This window comes from Bradyrhizobium sp. cir1 (assembly GCF_014198245.1).
Lineage (GTDB): Bacteria > Pseudomonadota > Alphaproteobacteria > Rhizobiales > Xanthobacteraceae > Bradyrhizobium.
This window is the reverse complement of the sequence record NZ_JACIHE010000007.1, coordinates 222,188-241,348: the sequence shown is the minus strand read 5'-3', so window position 1 is coordinate 241,348 and position 19,161 is coordinate 222,188. Positions and strand designations below refer to the sequence as shown.

At 65.0% G+C, this 19,161-nt stretch carries 22 protein-coding genes; 9 read left to right on the top strand and 13 right to left on the bottom strand.

The window, feature by feature from the left end; genetic code table 11:
- The first annotated feature begins 247 nt into the window (after positions 1-247).
- Together GGD63_RS17390 and GGD63_RS17385 are read left to right on the top strand one after the other, a co-directional pair.
- Positions 248-1,540, top strand: a complete 1,293-nt coding sequence (locus GGD63_RS17390) for an adenylosuccinate synthase (RefSeq protein WP_183244037.1) — start codon at positions 248-250, stop codon at positions 1,538-1,540.
- 37 nt (positions 1,541-1,577) lie between these two features.
- Positions 1,578-3,194, top strand: coding sequence for a hypothetical protein (locus GGD63_RS17385; RefSeq protein ID WP_183244035.1), 1,617 nt, complete (start codon positions 1,578-1,580; stop codon positions 3,192-3,194).
- A gap of 126 nt (positions 3,195-3,320) precedes the next feature.
- Here the strand turns inward: GGD63_RS17385 and GGD63_RS17380 are convergent, their stop codons facing one another.
- The 3 genes from GGD63_RS17380 to GGD63_RS17370 all read right to left on the bottom strand — a co-directional run bounded on the left by GGD63_RS17380 (position 3,321) and on the right by GGD63_RS17370 (position 4,361).
- Positions 3,321-3,593, bottom strand: a complete 273-nt coding sequence (locus GGD63_RS17380; RefSeq protein WP_210315841.1) for a hypothetical protein — start codon at positions 3,591-3,593, stop codon at positions 3,321-3,323.
- 258 nt (positions 3,594-3,851) lie between these two features.
- Positions 3,852-4,082, bottom strand: coding sequence for a hypothetical protein (locus tag GGD63_RS17375; RefSeq protein ID WP_183244033.1), 231 nt, complete (start codon positions 4,080-4,082; stop codon positions 3,852-3,854).
- 36 nt (positions 4,083-4,118) lie between these two features.
- On the bottom strand, positions 4,119-4,361 hold the full coding sequence (locus GGD63_RS17370) for a cysteine rich repeat-containing protein (protein ID WP_183244031.1): 243 nt from the start codon (positions 4,359-4,361) through the stop codon (positions 4,119-4,121).
- A gap of 147 nt (positions 4,362-4,508) precedes the next feature.
- Here GGD63_RS17370 and GGD63_RS17365 point away from each other — a divergent pair, with 147 nt between their 5' ends.
- A complete protein-coding gene (locus GGD63_RS17365) occupies positions 4,509-4,934 on the top strand; it encodes a DUF5413 family protein (protein ID WP_183244029.1) in 426 nt (141 codons plus the stop codon).
- 61 nt (positions 4,935-4,995) lie between these two features.
- Positions 4,996-5,538: a DUF4112 domain-containing protein gene (locus GGD63_RS17360; RefSeq protein WP_183244027.1), complete on the top strand. Its 543-nt coding sequence runs from the start codon at positions 4,996-4,998 to the stop codon at positions 5,536-5,538.
- A 128-nt stretch (positions 5,539-5,666) separates the two neighbouring features.
- Here the strand turns inward: GGD63_RS17360 and GGD63_RS17355 are convergent, their stop codons facing one another.
- From GGD63_RS17355 to msrA, 4 genes are all read right to left on the bottom strand, one after another.
- A complete protein-coding gene (locus GGD63_RS17355; RefSeq protein ID WP_183244025.1) occupies positions 5,667-5,960 on the bottom strand; it encodes a hypothetical protein in 294 nt (97 codons plus the stop codon).
- Positions 5,961-6,174: 214 nt separating this feature from the next.
- Positions 6,175-6,339, bottom strand: a complete 165-nt coding sequence (locus GGD63_RS17350) for a DUF3309 family protein (RefSeq protein ID WP_183244023.1) — start codon at positions 6,337-6,339, stop codon at positions 6,175-6,177.
- A gap of 107 nt (positions 6,340-6,446) precedes the next feature.
- Positions 6,447-6,866 carry a peptide-methionine (R)-S-oxide reductase MsrB gene (gene msrB / locus GGD63_RS17345; RefSeq protein WP_183244021.1) on the bottom strand — a complete coding sequence of 140 codons (420 nt, stop codon included), beginning with the start codon at positions 6,864-6,866 and terminating at the stop codon, positions 6,447-6,449.
- Positions 6,867-6,911: 45 nt separating this feature from the next.
- Positions 6,912-7,616 (bottom strand): peptide-methionine (S)-S-oxide reductase MsrA, encoded by a 705-nt coding sequence (msrA, locus tag GGD63_RS17340; protein WP_183244019.1) that lies wholly within the window; start codon positions 7,614-7,616, stop codon positions 6,912-6,914.
- 307 nt (positions 7,617-7,923) lie between these two features.
- Here msrA and GGD63_RS17335 point away from each other — a divergent pair, with 307 nt between their 5' ends.
- A complete protein-coding gene (locus tag GGD63_RS17335; protein WP_183244017.1) occupies positions 7,924-9,609 on the top strand; it encodes a caspase family protein in 1,686 nt (561 codons plus the stop codon).
- 223 nt (positions 9,610-9,832) lie between these two features.
- On the opposite strand, the gene GGD63_RS17330 is transcribed toward GGD63_RS17335, so the two are convergent.
- The 6 genes from GGD63_RS17330 to napE all read right to left on the bottom strand — a co-directional run bounded on the left by GGD63_RS17330 (position 9,833) and on the right by napE (position 15,416).
- Positions 9,833-10,948, bottom strand: coding sequence for an ATP-dependent RecD-like DNA helicase (locus GGD63_RS17330; RefSeq protein WP_183244015.1), 1,116 nt, complete (start codon positions 10,946-10,948; stop codon positions 9,833-9,835).
- 278 nt (positions 10,949-11,226) lie between these two features.
- A complete protein-coding gene (locus GGD63_RS17325) occupies positions 11,227-11,880 on the bottom strand; it encodes a NapC/NirT family cytochrome c (RefSeq protein WP_246785529.1) in 654 nt (217 codons plus the stop codon).
- A complete protein-coding gene (locus GGD63_RS17320) occupies positions 11,877-12,347 on the bottom strand; it encodes a nitrate reductase cytochrome c-type subunit (protein ID WP_026311763.1) in 471 nt (156 codons plus the stop codon). Before GGD63_RS17320 ends, GGD63_RS17325 begins: the two co-directional genes overlap by 4 nt.
- Entirely contained in the window at positions 12,344-14,857 is a 2,514-nt protein-coding gene (gene napA, locus GGD63_RS17315; RefSeq protein ID WP_183244013.1) for a nitrate reductase catalytic subunit NapA, read from the bottom strand. Before napA ends, GGD63_RS17320 begins: the two co-directional genes overlap by 4 nt.
- Before the next feature lie 16 nt (positions 14,858-14,873).
- On the bottom strand, positions 14,874-15,203 hold the full coding sequence (locus GGD63_RS17310) for a chaperone NapD (protein WP_183244011.1): 330 nt from the start codon (positions 15,201-15,203) through the stop codon (positions 14,874-14,876).
- Between the two features lie 27 nt (positions 15,204-15,230).
- Positions 15,231-15,416 (bottom strand): periplasmic nitrate reductase, NapE protein, encoded by a 186-nt coding sequence (napE, locus tag GGD63_RS17305; protein ID WP_018641487.1) that lies wholly within the window; start codon positions 15,414-15,416, stop codon positions 15,231-15,233.
- 270 nt (positions 15,417-15,686) lie between these two features.
- Between napE and GGD63_RS17300 the strand changes: the two genes are divergently transcribed.
- The 4 genes from GGD63_RS17300 (at position 15,687) to GGD63_RS17285 (ending at position 19,126) form a co-directional block, all read left to right on the top strand.
- Positions 15,687-16,892 carry an LLM class flavin-dependent oxidoreductase gene (locus tag GGD63_RS17300; RefSeq protein ID WP_183244009.1) on the top strand — a complete coding sequence of 402 codons (1,206 nt, stop codon included), beginning with the start codon at positions 15,687-15,689 and terminating at the stop codon, positions 16,890-16,892.
- A gap of 215 nt (positions 16,893-17,107) precedes the next feature.
- Positions 17,108-17,602, top strand: coding sequence for a septal ring lytic transglycosylase RlpA family protein (locus GGD63_RS17295; protein ID WP_183244007.1), 495 nt, complete (start codon positions 17,108-17,110; stop codon positions 17,600-17,602).
- A gap of 36 nt (positions 17,603-17,638) precedes the next feature.
- Positions 17,639-17,971: a hypothetical protein gene (locus GGD63_RS17290; protein WP_183244006.1), complete on the top strand. Its 333-nt coding sequence runs from the start codon at positions 17,639-17,641 to the stop codon at positions 17,969-17,971.
- Between the two features lie 372 nt (positions 17,972-18,343).
- Positions 18,344-19,126, top strand: coding sequence for a LuxR C-terminal-related transcriptional regulator (locus GGD63_RS17285; protein ID WP_183244003.1), 783 nt, complete (start codon positions 18,344-18,346; stop codon positions 19,124-19,126).
- Positions 19,127-19,161: the final 35 nt, after the last annotated feature.

Here is a 19,161-nt window from a genome sequence, read left to right as displayed (position 1 = left end):
TGCCGGCTGCCAAGGTTGCGAGATTTTAAGGGGATATCAAAGGCTTGGGGGGCCTTTCGGACCCCGAAAAAGCCTCGTTCTTGCTTGCCTAGAGGGGCCGCTTCCTTTATCCGGTTGGCTGCCTTGCGTGCGAGCGGTCCTGGGCCGCGGATTGGCTGGGCGTCAGGCATGATCCCGGAAAAGTGGGCACCGGTTTTCCGCGAGGATCATGCCTCCTTGAGACAGATTGAACAGGGATTACCCGCGAATGGCCAACGTTGTCGTCGTCGGCGCCCAGTGGGGCGACGAAGGGAAGGGCAAGATCGTCGACTGGTTGTCGGAGCAGGCGGACATCGTCGTCCGCTTCCAGGGCGGCCATAACGCCGGCCACACGCTGGTCATCAACGGCAAGACCTACAAGCTCGCGCTGCTGCCCTCCGGCGTGCTGCGCGACCAGAAACTGTCGGTGATCGGCAACGGCGTGGTGTTCGATCCCGCCGCCTTCCTCGACGAGGTCACCAAGCTGCGCTCGCAGGGCGTCGCAGTCTCGCCCGATAATCTGCGTGTCGCCGAGAACGTCACCCTGATCCTGCCGCTGCACCGCGAACTCGACGCCTTGCGCGAGTCCTCCAACGCGGCGACTGCGATCGGCACCACCCGCCGCGGTATTGGCCCGGCGTATGAAGACAAGGTCGGCCGCCGCGCCATCCGCCTGATGGACCTCGCCGATCTCAACACCCTGCCGCACAAGATCGACCGGCTGCTGGCGCACCACAACGCCTTGCGCCGCGGTCTCAACCTGCCGGAGTTCGACGGCAAGGAGATCCTGAAAGAGCTGAGCGCGCTGGCGCCGCAGCTGCTGCCTTATGCAGAGACGGTGTGGCGCCTGCTCGACATCGAGCGGCGCGCCGGCAAGCGCATGCTGTTCGAGGGCGCGCAGGGCGCGCTGCTCGACGTCGACCACGGCACCTATCCCTACGTCACATCGTCCAACACGGTGGCGGCGCAGGCTGCGACCGGCGCCGGCCTCGGGCCGGGCGCGGTCGGTTATGTGCTTGGCCTGTGCAAGGCCTACACGACCCGCGTCGGCCAGGGCCCGTTCCCGACCGAGCAGGACAACGAGATCGGCCGCAAGATCGGCGAGCGCGGCCGCGAGTTCGGCACCAATACCGGCCGGCCCCGCCGCTGCGGCTGGTTCGACGCCGTGCTGGTCCGCCAGGCGGTCCGCACCTGCGGCATCAACGGCCTCGCGCTGACCAAGCTCGACATCCTCGACGGCTTCGATTCGATCGAGGTCTGCACCGGCTACAAGCTCGACGGCAAGGAGATCGACCATTTCCCGGCCGGCGAGGGCGCCCAGGCCCGGGTCGAGCCGATCTACGAGACCATCGAGGGCTGGAAGGAGCCGACCGCCAACGCCCGGTCATGGGCTCAGCTGCCGGCCCAGGCCATCAAATATGTCCGCCGGATCGAGGAATTGGTGGGGTGCCCCGTCGCGCTGCTTTCCACCAGCCCCGAACGCGAGGATACTATCCTGGTGCAAAATCCGTTTGAGGCTTAACGATATCTTACCGGGACGCGCGCATAGTTGAGTAGAAATGGCTGATTACTATCCGCTGATCGCCCGCGCTATTGCCGCCCTGGACCCCAACGCTCCCGGCGAAAGCCGTCGCGCGCTCTATGAGCGGGCGCGCACGGCCCTGATCGCGCAGCTGCGCAGCGTGCAGCCGCCGCTTTCCGAATCCGAGATCACCCGCGAACGGCTGTCGCTGGAAGAGGCCGTCCGCAAGGTCGAATCGGAGGCGGCCCAGCGCGCCCGCGACGCCTCGCGCCCCGGCGGGGCGGGGCGCAGCGGCGGCAGCGGCGACGCCTTCCGCCGCGCCAGCACCCGTGCCGCCGAGGGCAATCCGCCCGCATCCCAGCCCGGTGCACCGCCGCGCACCCGTCCGGCCCCGCCGCCGCCGCGGGCCGACCGTCCGTCCTTCAACGTCGATGACCAGGGCGGCGATGCCCAGCGTCCGCCGCGCGCGCCGCGTTTCGACGCGCCGCGCCAGCCCGGTCCGCCCGCGCCGCCATCGATGCCGGAGCCGCCGCCGGCCGGCCGCGATCGTGCGGGTGGGCGCCGTCCGCCGGACATCGGACCGCCGCCGGCGCTGCCGCCGGCTCCGGGGGTGCGCGGTTTCCGCGACATCACGGCCGATGCCAACGATCTCGGCGGCGCTGCCGCACAGGCCAACCGCGCCGCACGCCGCACCTATGCCAACGTACCCTCGCCCTCGCCGGAATTCGACCGGCTCGAGCCGAGCCTGGAGAACCGCGCCGGCGAGCAGGACGCGCCCTATTCCTATGACGAGTCGATCGAGGAGGCCGAGCGCTACGCGCCGCAGCCGCCTTCGCCGCGTCCGCGTATCGCGCCCGACCGCGACGCCAAGAAGGCCAAGCGCGGCGGCTCCGCGTTCCCGTTCAAGAGTGCGATCGCCGTCGGCATCGTGCTGATCCTGGTCGGCGCCGGCATCCTCTGGGGCAAGCCGTTGCTCCAGACCGCCACCAACCTGTTCAAGTCCTCACCGACCCAGGTGGTGGAGGCGCCGAAGGATTCGTCGCAGCCGCAGAGCAAGCCGAAGATCCCCGACCGCGTCGGCCAGCCCTCGGCGAGCGACCAGCCGGTTGCGCCGGTGGCGCAGAAGGTCGTGCTCTATGACGAGGACCCGTCCGACCCGAAGGGCAAGCAATATGTCGGCTCGGTGGTGTGGCGGCTCGAGCCGATCAAGGCGTCGGGCAACCAGAAGGCCGACGTCGCCGTGCGCGCCGAGATCGAGATCCCCGACCGCAAGTTCAAGATGACGATGTCGTTCCGCCGCAATACCGACTCCTCGCTGCCGGCGAGCCACACCGCGGAACTGACCTTCATCCTGCCGCCGGATTTTCCGGGCGGCAGCGTCTCCAACGTGCCGGGCATCCTGATGAAGTCGAACGAGCAGGCGCGCGGCACGCCGCTCGCCGGCCTCGCGGTCAAGGTCACCGACGGCTTCTTCCTGGTCGGCCTCTCCAATGTCGACGCCGACCGCGCCCGCAACGTCCAGCTCCTGAAGGAGCGTTCCTGGTTCGACGTGCCCCTGGTCTACGCCAACCAGCGCCGCGCCATCATCGCCATCGAGAAGGGCGCCCCCGGCGAGCGCGCCTTCAACGACGCCTTCGCGCAGTGGGGCGATTGAGGCGCTGCTGTCATTCCGGGGCGTGCGAAGCACGAACCCGGAATCCATTGCGCAGCACGTGACGTCAGAAGTGGATTCCGGGTTCGGTGCTGCGCACCGCCCCGGAATGACATCCTGGATGGATGACTACTGCGCCGCCGCTTCCCGCTTGCGGGCTGCCGCGGCGGCGGCGTGCTCGCGGTCCATCACGGCGCGGCAGCCGGGGCTGACATGCGCCTTGTTCCTGACCATGCAGGCGGTAATGCGCGGGATGTCAGGGATTTCACTGGAGCACAGCCGCATCGCGTCGGCCGAGCACATCTGCTGCGCTTCGGACGAGAAGGCGAGGCCGGGCGATGTCTGGAGTGCGATGGCAGCGGAGAAGGCGAACAGCGAAGCGATGGTTTGATAGCGTGTCATGAAGGATGGGTCCCCGAGTTCCCTAGGGCTTGAGCCGCTTGGTTTTGGGGCGCCGCACGCGGCTTGACCTGCCGCATGTCACAGCCTTCACGCCGGGATCCTAATCCCGCATGTGGTCGCTCGATTACGTGTGATGTCGAATCGAAAGTGCTGCGCCGCCCGAGCGAAGTATGCGCCATTGTCACGGGCCTGCAATGGTCATCGCAAAGGAATTCGCAATTGTTGCGCGCACGTCACGCAGCAAGCGGGGTGGGGCGATCAGATCAGCCGGTCGGATGATGCGCTCGCTTGTTCCGTATCGCTCGCACCGAGCGAGGCGGCATGTTCCTCGACCGCCGTGACGCCCTTCGCGGTGAGCTCGAACAGATCGCCGTCCTTCATCACATAGCCGGCGGCGATCAGCTCGCCGATCTTGCCGTGGCGGTCGTCGGCGAAGGCAATGGACTGGCTGATGTCCCTGAGGATCGAGAGTTGTTCGTCGCGCAGCATGGCTTCACTTTCCGTTCACAGGGCTGTTTCCGATCCTCACATGCCGTGGCTGGCGAACACCTTGCTGCATGATCTCGACAGCTTGGCCCGGTTGGCCTGCAGGCAGCTCTGCACTGCGCCGTCATTGCCGAGTTCCTTGCGGCAGAGCCGCGACGCATCGCGCGAGCAGGCATTCTGCTCCTGCGGCGTGCCCATGTGGCCTTGGGCGAAAGCGGGTGCGCCCGACGGGCCGCTCAGCGCGACCAGCGTGATCGTCGCCAGGATAAATTTACGGGACATCGGCGGCTCCAGTCCGACTGGGATGATTTCCAGGTCCTGTCTGAACTCGTCGCCTTGCCACTTGTTCCCCTCAAGGCGGCCCGCCGCCCCGCTGTTCAAGGTTCCCGCCGCGCTGCTATAACGGGGGCGACGTGTGAGGGGTATTTGATGAAACGCTATCTGGTGTTTGCGCTGGTCGGCCCGTTCGTCGGCGGGTTCCTGCTGCTGCTGACGACGACCTACCAGTCCGGCTATTGGACCCAGACCAGTCTCGGCGAGGTCGGCAAGCTGTTCGTGGTGTTCTTCAAGACCCTGCAATACAGCTATCTGTTCGGCTTCCTGCCCTCGCTGATGATCGGCGCGGTCGACGACATCCTGATCCATGTCCGCCGGATCGGCCCGGGCCTGCGGATGCTCCTCGTCGGCCTGTTCGCCTTCGTGCTGGCCTCGCTGACCTACAGCTCGCGCGGGCCGGATTCGGGGGTGGTGCAGTTCATCCTGTACGGCATGGTCGGCTTCGTGCCGTCGGTGATTTCCTCCTGGCTCGTGCATAGATATGTCGAGGAGCCGCAAGCGGCGGCGGCACCGACCTGAACGCGCGGCGTTCGGGCGCGGCGCAGCAACCCTGCCGGCGCATGCGCGTTTGCTCTGGACGATGACCATGTCTGACGATGACATTGTGACGAGACGCGGGCCCCGTTCCGGGCGAGCCTCGCATGCGAGCTTCTCGGGTGCCGAGGCGCGCGGGCCGATCATCGACCAGGACGGCCATGAGATCCGGCCCGAGACGCTGGAGCAGGGATTTCGCGAGTTTCGTTTCGAGTTCGGGCAAGCAGGCCCATTCGGCAATCTCACCCGCGAGCAACGGATCGCGCGGATCGAGGCCATCGCAAAACTGCTCGACGTTGCCTTCATCCTGCCCGGCACCAACATCCGCTACGGCATCGACGGGCTGATCGGGCTGATCCCCGTGGTCGGCGACATCATCACCACCGCGATCTCGCTGTGGCTGGTGCGCGAGGCGCGGGCGCTGGGCGCGCCCTGGTACATCACCGCGCGCATGCTCGGCAATGTCGCGGTCGACGGCGTGGTCGGCATGGTCCCGTTCGCAGGCGATGCCTTCGACGTCATGTTCCGCGCCAACATGCGCAACGTGCGGCTCTTGCGCCGCTGGCTCGACAAGCAGCCGCGGATGTAGCGGCCTCTTCGCCTCTCCCCGCAAGAGCGGGGCGAGGGAGATGACAGAGCGTGCCTCCAAAACGCAAAAAGCGCGACGGCCTTTCGGCCATCGCGCTTTCCGCGCACATCGTAAGGCTTGGCGAAAACTTACGCCGCGTCGGCGTCGGTCTGGGCGGCCGGCGCGGGCTTGGGCCGGCGGGGCAGCGGGAAGGCTTCACTCTCATAGAGCGAGCGGATGCCGTTCTGGTCGAAGCGCGCTTCCTCGACCTGGAGATAGGCGCCGTTCAGCGAATCCGTCGGCAACTGCTCCATCGCGAACTGCACGGCTTCGGCCGCGGTGCCGAACCGGCGATAGGTGAAGCCCGCACGCTTCTTCTTGCGGATCGCGGCGGGAAAGAGTTCGGCGGAGGTGTTGAAGTTGAACGGACGCAGTGGACGCATGGTCAAAGACCTCGTGATCTTCTCTGGGGCTTTAAGCGCGTGGGGTTTGGGAGGGCAGGGGCCACACTCGAGCGAGCCCGCCGCACATGTCATTTTCGCCCCCTAATATAGGCCGTTTTGACAAAAATGCGACCCCTGCGATGCGAGATGATGAATCCACGCATGGCAGCCCCGCAATCGCGGTAATCGAAGCTATTTCAATGACTTAGATGGTTTACACTTTGCCAGCAAGCAGCAGCACGATCAGCACCACCAGCACGACCCCGCCGATGCCCATGCCGGAATGGCCGAGGCCATAGCCGTAGCCACCGAACCGGCCGGACAGGCCGCCGAGCAGATAGATGATCACGAGGATGATCAGGATGGTCCCAAGCGTCATGGCATCCTCCCTGGCGGCCACCGAAATGCGATGATCGGCCGGACCGCCAGAGGAGAAAAGCACATCGCGCGGCCGGGTTCCACGGGGGAACCCGGCCGCGCGCCGGGTTATTTGGGCTCGAGCTTGAGCGCCGCGGAGTTGATGCAGTAGCGCAGGCCGGTCGGCCCGGGGCCGTCGGGGAAGACGTGGCCGAGATGGCCGCTGCACTTGGAGCAGAGCACCTCGGTGCGGATCATGCCGTGGCTCAGATCCCGCTCCTCGTCGATATGGCTCTCGGCGGCGGGCTGGGTGAAGCTCGGCCAGCCGCAGCCGGAATCGAACTTGGCATCGGACTCGAACAGCACGTTGCCGCACCCGGCGCAGACATAGGTGCCGGCACGGTGGTCGTGCTCATATTCGCCGGAGAAGGGACGCTCGGTCGCCTTCTCGCGCAGCACCGCGTACTGCATCGGCGTCAACTCGCGCCGCCACTGCTCGTCGCTCTTGATGACCTTGTCGTCGGTGGTTTTTGTTCTGGTGTCGGGCATGGGTCTCCCGTTTCTTCGATGATCTTGCTTTCGGTGATCTTGCGATCAGTTGGTAGCCTTGCTGGCATTCACCAGCGTCGGCTTCTCGATGTAGTTATCCGCGAACAGCTTTTTCAGGTTCTCGACCTTGGGCAGGTCGTTATAGGCGATGTAGGGCTGGTTCGGGTGCAGCGTCAGATAATCCTGGTGGTAGGCCTCCGCCGGATAGAACGCCTCCAGCGCGCCGACCTTGGTCACGATCGGCTTGCCGAACACCTTGGCGCCGTTGAGCTGGGCGATATAGGCCTCCGCCACCTTCTTCTGCTCGTCCGAGGTGGTGAAGATCGCCGAGCGATACTGCGTGCCGATGTCGGGGCCCTGGCGGTTGAGCTGGGTCGGGTCGTGCACCACCGAGAAGTAGATCTGGAGGATCTTTCCGTAAGAGATCTTCTTCGGGTCGTACTTGATCTCGACCGATTCCGCGTGGCCGGTCCGGCCGCTCGAGACGGTCTGATAGTCGGCGGTCGCCTTGGTGCCGCCGGCATAACCGGAGACCGCGTTGACGACGCCGGCGGTGTGCTGGAAGACGCCCTGCACGCCCCAGAAGCAGCCGCCGGCAACCACCGCGGTCTGGATGCCGCTTGCGGGTGCTGCGTCCACGGCGGGGGCGGGGATCACGACGGCGTCCTCGGCGGCGCGGGACGGCATGGCAAAGGCCAATGTCGCGGCGGCGGTGGCGGCGAGCAGGGTCAGGAGGGCAGGACGACGCATGGCGGAGGCCTCTTTCCGGATGGTGGAGCAGTCTAGGTCGGTTGGCGCCGGGCGAACAGCCTGCCCGGCCGCATTTCAGTCACCGGAGATACGGCGACAGGCACCGATTGTTACGCCGGCACGGACACGAGTCTGTGAAAGCGGCGGCCTGAGACAGCCGGCTTGGCGGGGTGGGGAGCTCCGCGCTAAGAGCATGATCCGAAAAAGTGTGAAGCGGTTTTCCGCAAAGATCATGCTCAAACAAGTGATGAACCCGCGCCATCGACGATAGACCTGGAAAAGTGCTGGCTGGAGCTGACCTGACAACATGCTGCGCGTCGTTTCCCTGACCCTCGTTACCCTGATTGCCAGTGTTGCGCTCGCCGCGGCAGATCAAGTCAGCGACGATCTCGCCATCTGCCGCGATCGCCAGGCGGACATGCAGGCCCGCGCACCGGCCTGCGACAATCTGCTCAACGCCGATCGCCTCACCGGCAAGGACAAGGCCATCGCGCTGTCCGTGCGCGGCAATACCCTGATCAACAAGCGCGACTACGTCCACGCCATCGAGACCCTGTCCATCGCCGTCGACCTCGATCCTGATTACGTCATTGCGCTCAACCTGCGCGGCCTTGCCTATGAGCGCAAGGGCCAGGACGATCTCGCGATGGCCGACTACAACCTCGCGCTCCAGAAGCGGCCGACCTACGGTGTCCCCTACAACAATCGCGGCGTCATCCACGCGCGCCGGGGCGCGCTGCAAAGCGCGCTCGACGATTTCAACCTGTCGATCAAATACACCCCGAAATTCCTGCTCGGCTGGACCAATCGTGCCCGCGTGCGCACGCTGATGAAGGATTTCAATGGCGCGATCGCCGACTTTGCGGAAGCGGAGAAGATCGATCCGGCCGCGCCGCAGATCGCCAGCAACCGCTGCATCACCTGGGGCATGATGGGCAAGTATGAGCAGGCCTTCGCCGACTGCAACGGCCTGATCGAGCGACAGCCGAAGAACGTGTACGCGATCAACAACCGCGCCGACGTCAGCATGATGAAGGGCGACCTCGAGGCCGCGCTGAAGGACTACAACACGGCGATCGAGATCAACCCGAACAATGTCCGCGCCCATTCCGGCCGCGGCCAGATCTACGAGCGCAAGAAGGATCTCGCCCAGGCTAGAGCCGACTATCGCGCGGCGGCCTACTCGCTGACGAGGTTCGACGAGATCGATGTCGCGCGCGCCCGCACCATAGCGCAGGAGCGGCTCGCCGCGCTGACGCCGCAAGCGCCGGCGGGTGCGCCCGGCGGGCGCCGCGTCGCGCTGGTGATCGGCAACGGCGCCTACAAGAACGTCCACGCTCTGCCCAATCCGCCGCGAGATTCGAAATTGATCGCAGGCGTGCTGCGCGATGTCGGCTTCCAGACCGTGATCTCCGTCAGCGATCTCACCCGCGACAAGTTCTTCGACGCACTGAAGGCCTTCGCGGAGGAAGCGGAGAAGGCCGACTGGGCCGTGGTCTATTACGCCGGCCACGGTTTTGAGATCGGCGGCGTGAACTATCTCGTTCCGGTCGATGCCAGGCTTGCCGCCGACAGGGACGCCGAGACGCAGGCGGTCGCGCTGGAGCAGGTGATCGCCGCAGTCGGTGCCGCGCGAAAGATGCGTCTGGTGGTCCTGGATGCCTGCCGTGACAATCCGTTCGCGCCGACCATGCAGCGCACCTTGTCGCTGAAGCTGGTCGACAAGGGCTTTTCCAACATCGAGCCCGGCGCCGGCTTCATGGTGGTCTACGCCGCCAAGCACGGCGAGACCGCGATGGACGGCGACGGCAGCGCCAACAGCCCGTTCGCCACCGCGCTCGCCCGCGAGATCAGGGAGCCGCGCGTCGAGATCAGAAAGCTGTTCGACATCATCCGCGACGACGTCTGGGCCGCCACCAGGCACGAGCAGCAGCCCTTCACCTATGGCTCGCCGCCGGGGCGTGAGGACTTCTATTTCGTTGCGGGGAAGTGACGAATTGGGTTGCTGAGCAACTCAATTCGTCATTCCGGGTTCGATGCTTCGCATCGCCCCGGAATGACAGGGTAGGCAGTGGTGCCGTCAGGGTGGGCAAAGCGACTTGTCCGCCGTAGCTCGAAGAGCGAAGGCGGAAGCGTGCCCACGCGTTTATTTGCTTATGGAGAGAGATGGTGGGCACGGCGCGCTGCGCCTTTGCCCACCCGACGGCAGCGGAGTTCTAAACGACGATACTCAGCCTTTTCGCCGCGCGCGTAATGCCCGTATACAGCCACCGTGCCCGGCTATCCCCAAACGCAAAGCTCTCGTCGAACAACACGACGTCGTCCCATTGCGAGCCCTGCGATTTGTGCACGGTCAGCACGTAGCCGTAGTCGAACTCGTCGTAAGGCTTGCGCTGCTCCCAGGCGATCTGCTCGACGCCGCCCTCGAAGCAGTCGGCGCGCACGGACACCTTGGTCACCTTGTGCCCGAAATCCTCGTCCGGTGACAGCCGCATGGAGAGGATGCGCGATTTCGAGCGCGAGGTGTTGCGCGACTTCACGCGCCACAGGCCGCCGTTGAACAGACCCTTCTTGCGGTTGTTGCGCAGGCACACCAGCTTGTCGCCGGCGACGGGAAATTGATCCTCGATGTTCTGGCGCTGGCGCACCCGCATGTTGTACGCGCGTCGCGTGTTGTTGCGCCCGACCAGGACCTGATCGGCGCCCATGACGCGATCGGGGTCGAGCTCTTTCCGCGACACCACCTCGCTCTCGCCGTAGCGGCCGATGTCGAGCTCGCGGCCCTCGCGCACGTCCATCGACATCCGCACGATCGGATCGTCCTGGGCCTGGCGGTGCACCTCGGTCAGCATCGCGTCGGGCTCTGAATTGGTGAAGAAGCCGCCGCCCTGGATCGGCGGCAGCTGCGCGGGATCGCCCAGCACCAGCAGCGGACAGTCGAACGACATCAGGTCGCGGCCGAGCTCGGCATCGACCATGGAGCATTCGTCGATCACGATCAGCTTGGCCTTCGAGGCCGGCGCGTCGTCCCACAATTCGAAGCTCGGCTGCTCCTCGCCGGATTCGCGGGCGCGGTAGATCAGCGAGTGGATGGTGGAGGCCTCGTCGCAGCCCTTGTTGCGCATGACGAGGGCCGCCTTGCCGGTGAAGGCGGCGAATTTCACCTCGCCGTCCACACCCTCGGCGATATGCCGCGCCAGCGTGGTCTTGCCGGTGCCGGCAAAGCCGAACAGGCGGAAGACCGGCGGCGTGCCGTTGCGGCCGGGTTTGGCTTTGAGCCAGTCGCCGACGGCCTTGAGAGCGGCATCCTGATGCGGGGTGAAAGTGGCCATGTCTGTCTTGAGAGGTGCGAAACGACGCGATTCGCCACCCCCAAAACTAACCATTCCCCCCGCCGGTTCAAGCGCGGGGAGGCCGTCTCCGTGCGGCCCATCCTTCGAGACACCCGCCTTTGGCGGGCCCTCAGGATGAGGACGGAGTGCGCGGCGGCAGTTTCGGCAGGCAAGGACGCCACTCAGCCTCATCCTGAGGAGACCGCGTAAGCGGTCGTCTCGAAGGACGAGGCGCTTGCTCGGACCTCGCCAAAACGCCGCTAGGAAGAGGCCGGCCCCTACTGCCAGCCGGGAACGCCGCGCATGTCGGGCAGCTGGTGGGCGATGCCCTTGTGGCAGTCGATGCAGGTCTTTTCCTTGGTGAACAGGAAGCGCTGGTGCGCCACCGAGGCCCGCGGCGACTGTTTGGTGATGTCCATGGAATCGGCGCTGTGGCAGTTGCGGCATTCCAGGGAATCATTGGCCTTGAAGCGCGCCCATTCATGCGCGGCGAGCTCGAGCCGGTGGTCAAGGAATTTCTCTCTCGTGTCGATCGTGCCGAAGATCTTGCCCCAGACCTCCTTGGAGGCCTGCATCTTGCGCGCGATCTTGTCGGTCCAGTTGTGCGGCACGTGGCAGTCCGGGCAGGTCGCGCGCACGCCGGAGCGGTTGGTGAAGTGGATGGTCGACTTCAGCTCGGCGAAGACGTTGTCCTTCATCTCGTGGCAGCCGGTGCAGAACTTCTCGGTGTTGGTGATTTCCAGCGCGGTGTTGAAGCCGCCCCAGAAGATCACGCCGGCCATGAAGCCCGCGAGCACCAGCGTGCCGAGCGCAAACACCGAGCTCGGCCGGGTCAGCACGCCCCAGAGTTCGCGCACGAAATCCCCGCTTCGCGCGATGAAGCCGCGCTTGGCTTTCAGTTCTGCATTGGGCTCGTCAGCAGTCGTCGTCATCGGCGGCCACCGGGGCTTGCGCGCGACAGCAGCGTGTCGATGTCGGTGAAGTCGTTGCTGACGGGCGGATTGGCCGTGTTCTGCGGCACATGGCATTCGGTGCAGAAGAAGCGGCGCGGCGAGATCGAGGCCAGGAACTGGCCGTCGCGGTCCATGAAGTGCGTGATCGACACCATCGGCGCCTGCGATTCCGCGGTGCGCGCCCGCGCGTGGCAGGACAGGCATTTGTTGCCGTTGAGGTCGATCTGGTAGCCGTCGATCGTGTGCGGGATGACGGGCGGCTGCTCCGGATAGTTGCGCACCTCCTTCTCGGACGTATTGCGGTTGGGCAGCATCGGCGGTGCCGGGCCCTCGTCATTGAGCGGCGCGGCGCCGCGCAGCCCCGAAGTCACCGTCTGCGCGGTCAGCGAACTCGCGCCGGCGGCAATCGCGACCGCGAGCAGGGCGATACCAAATCGTTTCATCATGACACGTTCACCCGCTCGATGCGCACGGCGCATTTCTTGAAATCGGTTTGCAGCGAGATCGGATCGGTGGCGTCCAGCGTCACCTTGTTGATCAGCTTGGATTCGTCGAACCACGGCACGAACACGAGGCCGCGCGGCGGCCGGTCGCGGCCGCGCGTCTCGACGCGGGCGCGGATGAAGCCGCGGCGCGAGACCACCTTCACCTCATCGCCGCGCCGCAGCTTCATGTCCTGCGCGTCGTCCGGATGCATGAAGCACACCGCCTCGGGGAATGCCTTGTAGAGCTCGGGCACGCGGCGCGTCATGGTGCCGGAATGCCAGTGCTCCAGCACGCGGCCGGTCGAGAGCCAGTAGGGATATTCGTTGTCGGGGGATTCCGCCGGCGGCTCGTAAGGCAGCGCGAAGATGCGCGCCTTGCCGTCGGGATAGCCGTAGAACTGCACGTCGGTGCCCTGCTTGACATAGGGGTCGCTGCCCTCGCGGAAACGCCACTTCGTTTCCTGGCCGTTGACCACCGGCCAGCGCAGGCCGCGCTCCCGGTGATAGGCGTCGAACGGCGCGAGGTCGTGGCCATGGCCGCGGCCGAAGCTGGCGTATTCCTCGAACAGGCCCTTGTGGACGTAGAAGCCGAACGCCTTGGACTCGTCGTTGAGATAGCCCGCCTCGATGTCGGTCACAGGGAATTTGTCGACCTGGCCGTTCCTGTAGAGCACGTCGAACAGCGTCTTGCCGCGATATTCCGGCTTCTTGGCGATCAGCTCCTCGGGCCAGACCTCCTCGATCTTGAAGCGCTTGGAGAACTCCATGAGCTGCCAGAGATCCGACTTCGACTCGCCGGGCGCGGAGACGAGCTGGTGCCAGAACTGGGTGCGCCGCTCGGCATTGCCATAGGCGCCTTCCTTCTCCACCCACATCGCGGTTGGCAGGATCAAATCGGCCGCGAGCGCCGTCACCGACGGATAGGCATCCGACACCACGATGAAATTGTCGGGGTTTCGGAAGCCCGGATAGGTCTCCTCGTTGGCGTTGGGGCCGGCCTGGAGGTTGTTGTTGACCTGCACCCAATAGGCGTTGATCAGGCCGTCCTTCAGCATCCGGCTCTGCAGCACGGCGTGCGCGCCGGGCTTGTCGGGAATGGTGCCCGCGGGCAGCTGCCAGATGTGCTCGGCGTGGTCGCGATGCGCCTTGTTGGTCACGACCATGTCGGCGGGCAGGCGGTGTGAGAACGTGCCGACCTCGCGCGCGGTGCCGCAGGCGGAGGGCTGGCCGGTCAGCGAGAACGGACTGTTGCCGGGCGCGGAGATCTTTCCGGTCAGAAGGTGGATGTTGTAGACGAGGTTGTTGCACCAGACGCCGCGGGTGTGCTGGTTGAACCCCATGGTCCAGAACGAGACCACTTTTGTTTTTGGATCGGCGTAGAGCTCGGCGAGCGCTTCCAGCCGGTTCAGCGGCACGCCGGACATCTCGGCGGCCTTCTCCAGCGTGTATTCCGAGACGAACTTGACGTACTCGTCATAGCTCATGTCGGTGGAGTCGTTTGGCTTCGCCGCGCCCGTCGCCTTCTTCTGCAGCGGGTGCTCGGGCCGCAGGCCATAGCCGATGTCGGTCTGGCCACGCTTGAACACCGTATGCGCGGCAACAAAATCCTTTTTGACGCGGCCGGTCTTGATGATGTGGTTGGCGATGGCGTTGAGGATGTAGAGATCGGTCTGCGGCTTGAACACCATGCCGATGTCGGCGAGGTCGAACGAGCGGTGCTCGAAGGTGGAGAGCACGGCGACGCGGACATGCGGCGCGGACAGCCGGCGGTCGGTCAGGCGCGTCCACAGAATCGGGTGCATCTCCGCCATGTTGGAGCCCCACAGCACGAAGGCGTCGGTGGCCTCGATGTCGTCATAGCAGCCGGGCGGCTCGTCGATGCCGAAGGTGCGCATCATGCCGGCGACGGCCGAGGCCATGCAGTGCCGCGCATTGGGGTCGATGTTGTTGGTGCGGAAGCCGGCCTTGAACAGCTTCGACGCCGCATAGCCCTCCCAGATCGTCCACTGGCCGGAGCCGAACATGGCGACGCCGTTCGGCCCGCGCTTCCTGATCGCCTCCTTCCACTTCAGCTCCATGATGTCGAAGGCTTCGGTCCAGGACACGGGCGTGAAGTCGCCGTTCTTGTCGTACTTGCCGCCTCTCTTGCGCAGCATCGGCTGGGTCAGGCGGTCGTGGCCGTACATGATCTTGGAGAGGAAGTAGCCCTTGACGCAGTTGAGGCCGCGATTGACCTCGGCCTTGATGTCGCCGTGCGTGGCGACGACGCGGTTGTCCTTGGTCGCGACCATCACCGAGCAGCCGGTGCCGCAGAAGCGGCAGGCGGCCTTGTCCCATTTCAATTCGCTCACCTCGCGCTCGGCGGCGAGGTTGGCGGCGAGCGCCGGTGCCGGGAGGCCGGCGGCGGCCGCGGCGATCGCGGCGGCCTCGAGCTTCAGCATCTGGCGGCGGTCGAGCTTCGGCGATGTCATGATGGCTCTTCCTGACTCAGGCGGTTTCGATGGCGTGGAAGACCAGCGCCGCGGAATAGACGTGTTGCAGCGACTGGATGGTGTTGAGCATGGTGCCGAGGCTGCCGGCATCGGGCGCTTCGGTCACGACGACGAGCTTGCCGCGCGGGTCGCGGCCGTGAATCTCGCAGCCGGGCAGCGCCGTGATCTCGGCTTCGACCTCGGCGAGCCGCTCGGGGCGCGCCTGCACGATGATGCTGGCGATCTCGGCGCCCGGCGGCGGCACGATGCGGTCGGCGCTGAGCACGCGGCCGGTGATCAGTGCACGGCGGTTGAGTGCGGTTCTGTTGACTGTGGCTTGGGCCATGATGCCTGTCTTTCGCTGTTCGAACGATCAATGCGCGGAGGTCGGCGGGCCGGGAGGGCCGGCAAACATCTGGTAGATCCAGACGCCGAGCCCGTAGGAGCCGACCGTTCCGACCGCGAGGACGGGCATCACGACCGCGGTCAGAAACAGGAAAGCGAAAATCTCCATGCGCTTACGGCGCACGCGCGACGTCGTGTCGTCAGGGGCCGACATATTCGGTCTCTTCGGGATGGTAATGATGGGGAATCGGGACGGCATCCGGGCCGTTGCCTTGATGCACATTTGAGGCATTCGGGCCGTTGCGGCGTTGATCTGGATCAACCTGTCGACTTGCGCGGATGTCGCAGCGGCAGTGCCGAGGGCGGACATGCGCGGCGATGCCAGGCTCGGAATCATTCTCCCGCGCCGCGGAATTGCGACTGCGTAGACAGCTCCGCTTCACACTTTAAGATGACCTCAACAACAAGAAGCGGGAGAGGCGTCATGAAGTTCGGCATCTTCTATGAGCTGCAGCTGCCGCGGCCCTGGGTGGCCGGCGACGAGCTCAGACTCTACCAGAATGCCCTCTCGCAGATGGAACTCGCCGACAGGCTCGGCTACGACCACGCCTGGGTCGTCGAGCATCACTTCCTCGAGGAATATTCCCACTCGCCCTCGCCGGAATCCTTCCTGGCCGCCGCGAGCCAGCGCACGAAGAACATCCGCCTCGGCCACGGCATCCTCCAGCTCACCACCAATCACCCGGCGCGCGTCGCCGAACGTGTCGCGGTGCTCGATCTGCTCAGCAACGGGCGCTGCGAGTTCGGCATGGGCGAGAGCGCGTCCATCACCGAGCTCGAGCCGTTCGGCCGCGACATGGAGACCAAGAAGGAGGTGTTCGAGGAGGCCGTCGCTGCGATCTTCCCGATGTTCAGGGATGCAGGCGCCGAGCACCACGGCAAGTATTTCGACATTCCCCTGCGCAACGTCGTGCCGAAGCCGGTGCAGAAGCCGCATCCGCCGCTGTGGATGGCCTGCTCGCAGCTGCCGACCATCGAGCGCGCCGGCCGTCATGGATTCGGCGCGCTCGGCTTCCAGTTCGTCAGCGCCGATGCTGCGCATGCCTGGGTGCACGCCTATTACAATGCCATGACCAAGCGCCTGCACAAGCTTGCCGACTACGAGATCAACCCGAACGTGGCGCTGGTCTCGTTCTTCATGTGCGCGAAGACGGATGAAGAGGCGCGTGCGCGCGCCGACGGCGCCACCTTCTTCCAGTTCGCGCTGCGCTACTACGGCGCCTCGCAGAACCGCCAGCGTCCCGCGCCCTACACCGTCAACATGTGGGACGAGTACAACAAGTGGAAGCGCGACAATCCGGAAGCGCAGGAGGCCGCGCTGCGCGGCGGCCTGATCGGCTCGCCCGAGACGATCCGAAAGAAGCTGAAGCGCTTCCAGGCTTCGCATATCGACCAGGTCATCCTGCTCAACCAGGCCGGCAAGAACAGCCACGAGCACATCTGCGAATCGCTCGAGCTGTTCGGCCGCGAGGTGATGCCGGAGTTCCAGAACGATCCGGCGCAGGCGGCGTGGAAACAGGGCGTAATGAGCGGCGAAATCAAGCTGGAAGAGATCGACACCCGGGCTTTTACGGATCGCTACGGCAAGCTCGCGATCAATGTCGCCCCAGTGAAGACCGCTGCAGAATAGGATGCTCGTTAAGTCATGTTGCTGACGCATTCTCTGTCTTAGTCGGGACAACGTAAAACACTGCGTGGGAACCACTCTGGTTCGCACATCGGTTCCATAGCCAAGGGGTTGGCACGAACCCGTAAAAATCCGGTGCAAGCTTCATGAACGCGTCCGCGTTCGCTTGTGCTTGTTTGCGGTGTCGGGAACCGGCGATCTAAAAAATCACAGGAGTTATGATGCTGTTCCGCTCGAGCGCCGCATTCTGCGGCGCCCTGGTTGCGCTTGCCGTTTCTGTCACTGTTGCCCGAAGTGAATCGCGTGAATTTCACGCAAATGCCGTCGTCGATGCCGCTTCCGGGGATGCGGTCGTCGGCGCTGCATCCACCTACAATCCGTTCAAGCCCGGCAAGGAGGAGGGCGGTCCGCGCACAGCCTCCGGAGAGCGTTATGATCCCTCTGCCTGGACGGCTGCCATCAAGACGACTCTGCGCCGGAAATTCGGAGGGGTCCAATTCGGTGTGAGGCCGACATATGCCCTCGTCGAGGCCGTCGGCAAGAAGGTCATCGTCAAGATCAATGACGTGGGACCGCTCAGGCCCGGCCGCATCATCGACCTCAACGAGCGGACGATGCGCCATTTCGATCCGAGCATGGAGCGCGGAGTGATCAAGGACGTGAAAGTCAGCCCGCTTTCAGGAGACGATTGGACATTGGGACCGGTGGGCTGAACATGCCGCGCGGAAGCTCAAGTCCCGAGCTTCGTCTTGCTCGGACAATCGCATCACGAACCGACGCGGCAGCTCCTAACTGCTGCCGTGCTGGTCTTGATCGTAGGACTGCAGGATCCGGACAAAATCAGCCATGCTGGATCGATCCCGGTTTTCGGCAACAGCCGCAACCTGAGTATCGGATGCGGGCTGGCTCTCTTGCCAGAACCGCATGAGGAGATCGGCGATGTTTCTCATGGCGTGTTCTCTGCGGCCAAGCGTGGCAGTAGACACCAATTGAGCGGCAATGCGCCGCTAAAGCATGATCCGGACCCGAAGGGCCGCGCTAGCGCAAAGTGCGAAGCGGTTTTCCGGAAAGATCATGCGTAAACAAACAACCTAAAGGTCGAGAAAGGCCGGCGGGCGTTACGCCGCCGACCCCGCTCCGCAACTGCCGGCTCGCGGGCCCGGTTCCGTTGCTTTTCACTCTGGATTTATTGGTAGCATCGGCATTCGCTTGGCTCCATTGCGCACGGGTATGAAGGGGCCATACCTAGGTAGGCTTGGACTGGTGAATCGGAATCGATCGACCGGGTATCGAATTCCGTTGATGCCCCGGAGCCGACCTGCCTGACGCTTCTCGTCGCCCTTGCGTACTCCCGGAACGTGATCGGGGCCTGTGTCCGCAGACACAGGCCCCTCTGCCTTCCGCAAAAATCACCTTGCTGCTATCCTCCCGCAAAACGACTTGCGGAGGAAACAATGCGGTCTCGGGCGGTGCCCACAAATCCGTCGGCGGGTGATGTCACGTCCGCGGTGCTCGCCATCGGCCGCTCCGATTTCCCAAAGATCCTGATCGACACGCTGCGCCGGCAGGCGGACGTCGGTCATTGCATGGTGTTTTCGCTGAGCCGCGGCGGTGCCGCACACTGCCTGCTCGATGCCGGCAATATCCCGATCGGCGGCGATCTCGGCGCGGCCTATGCCGGCCAGTTTCACGAATCCGATCCGAACCGCGATGCGCTGTTCGAAGGCGAGGGCGGCGCGCCGATCATGCTGCCGGCGTTCGCGCCGCGCATGTACGGCGCGCGCTACCGCAAGATCTTCTTCCAGGATTCCGGCATCGTCGACAAATGCGCGACCGCGATCTGGACCGGCGACACCTGCTTCTATGTCAATTTCTACCGCATCGCCGCGCAGGGCCGTTTCAGCGCTGCGCAGCGCGAGCGGCTTGGAGCGATCGCGCCGGCGATCGTGGCCAGCGTCGCGCGTCATTTCCAGCGGGCGGAGACCGCGACGCCCGACCAGAACCTCGCCGCGTTGTTCGCCACGCGCGCGCCGCTCTCCGCGCTGACGCCGCGCGAGCAGGAAGTCTGCCGCCGCATCCTCGCAGGCTTCAGCTCCGAGGCGATCTCGCAAGCGCTCGGCATCAGCCTGCATTCGACGCTGACCTACCGCAAGCGCGCCTATGAGCGGCTCGGCATCTCCTCGCAGAGCGAGCTGTTTGCGATCGTGCTGCGTCTGCTCACGCGCAGCCTGAACTAGAGCATGATCCGGAAAAGTGCGAAGCGGTTTTCCGG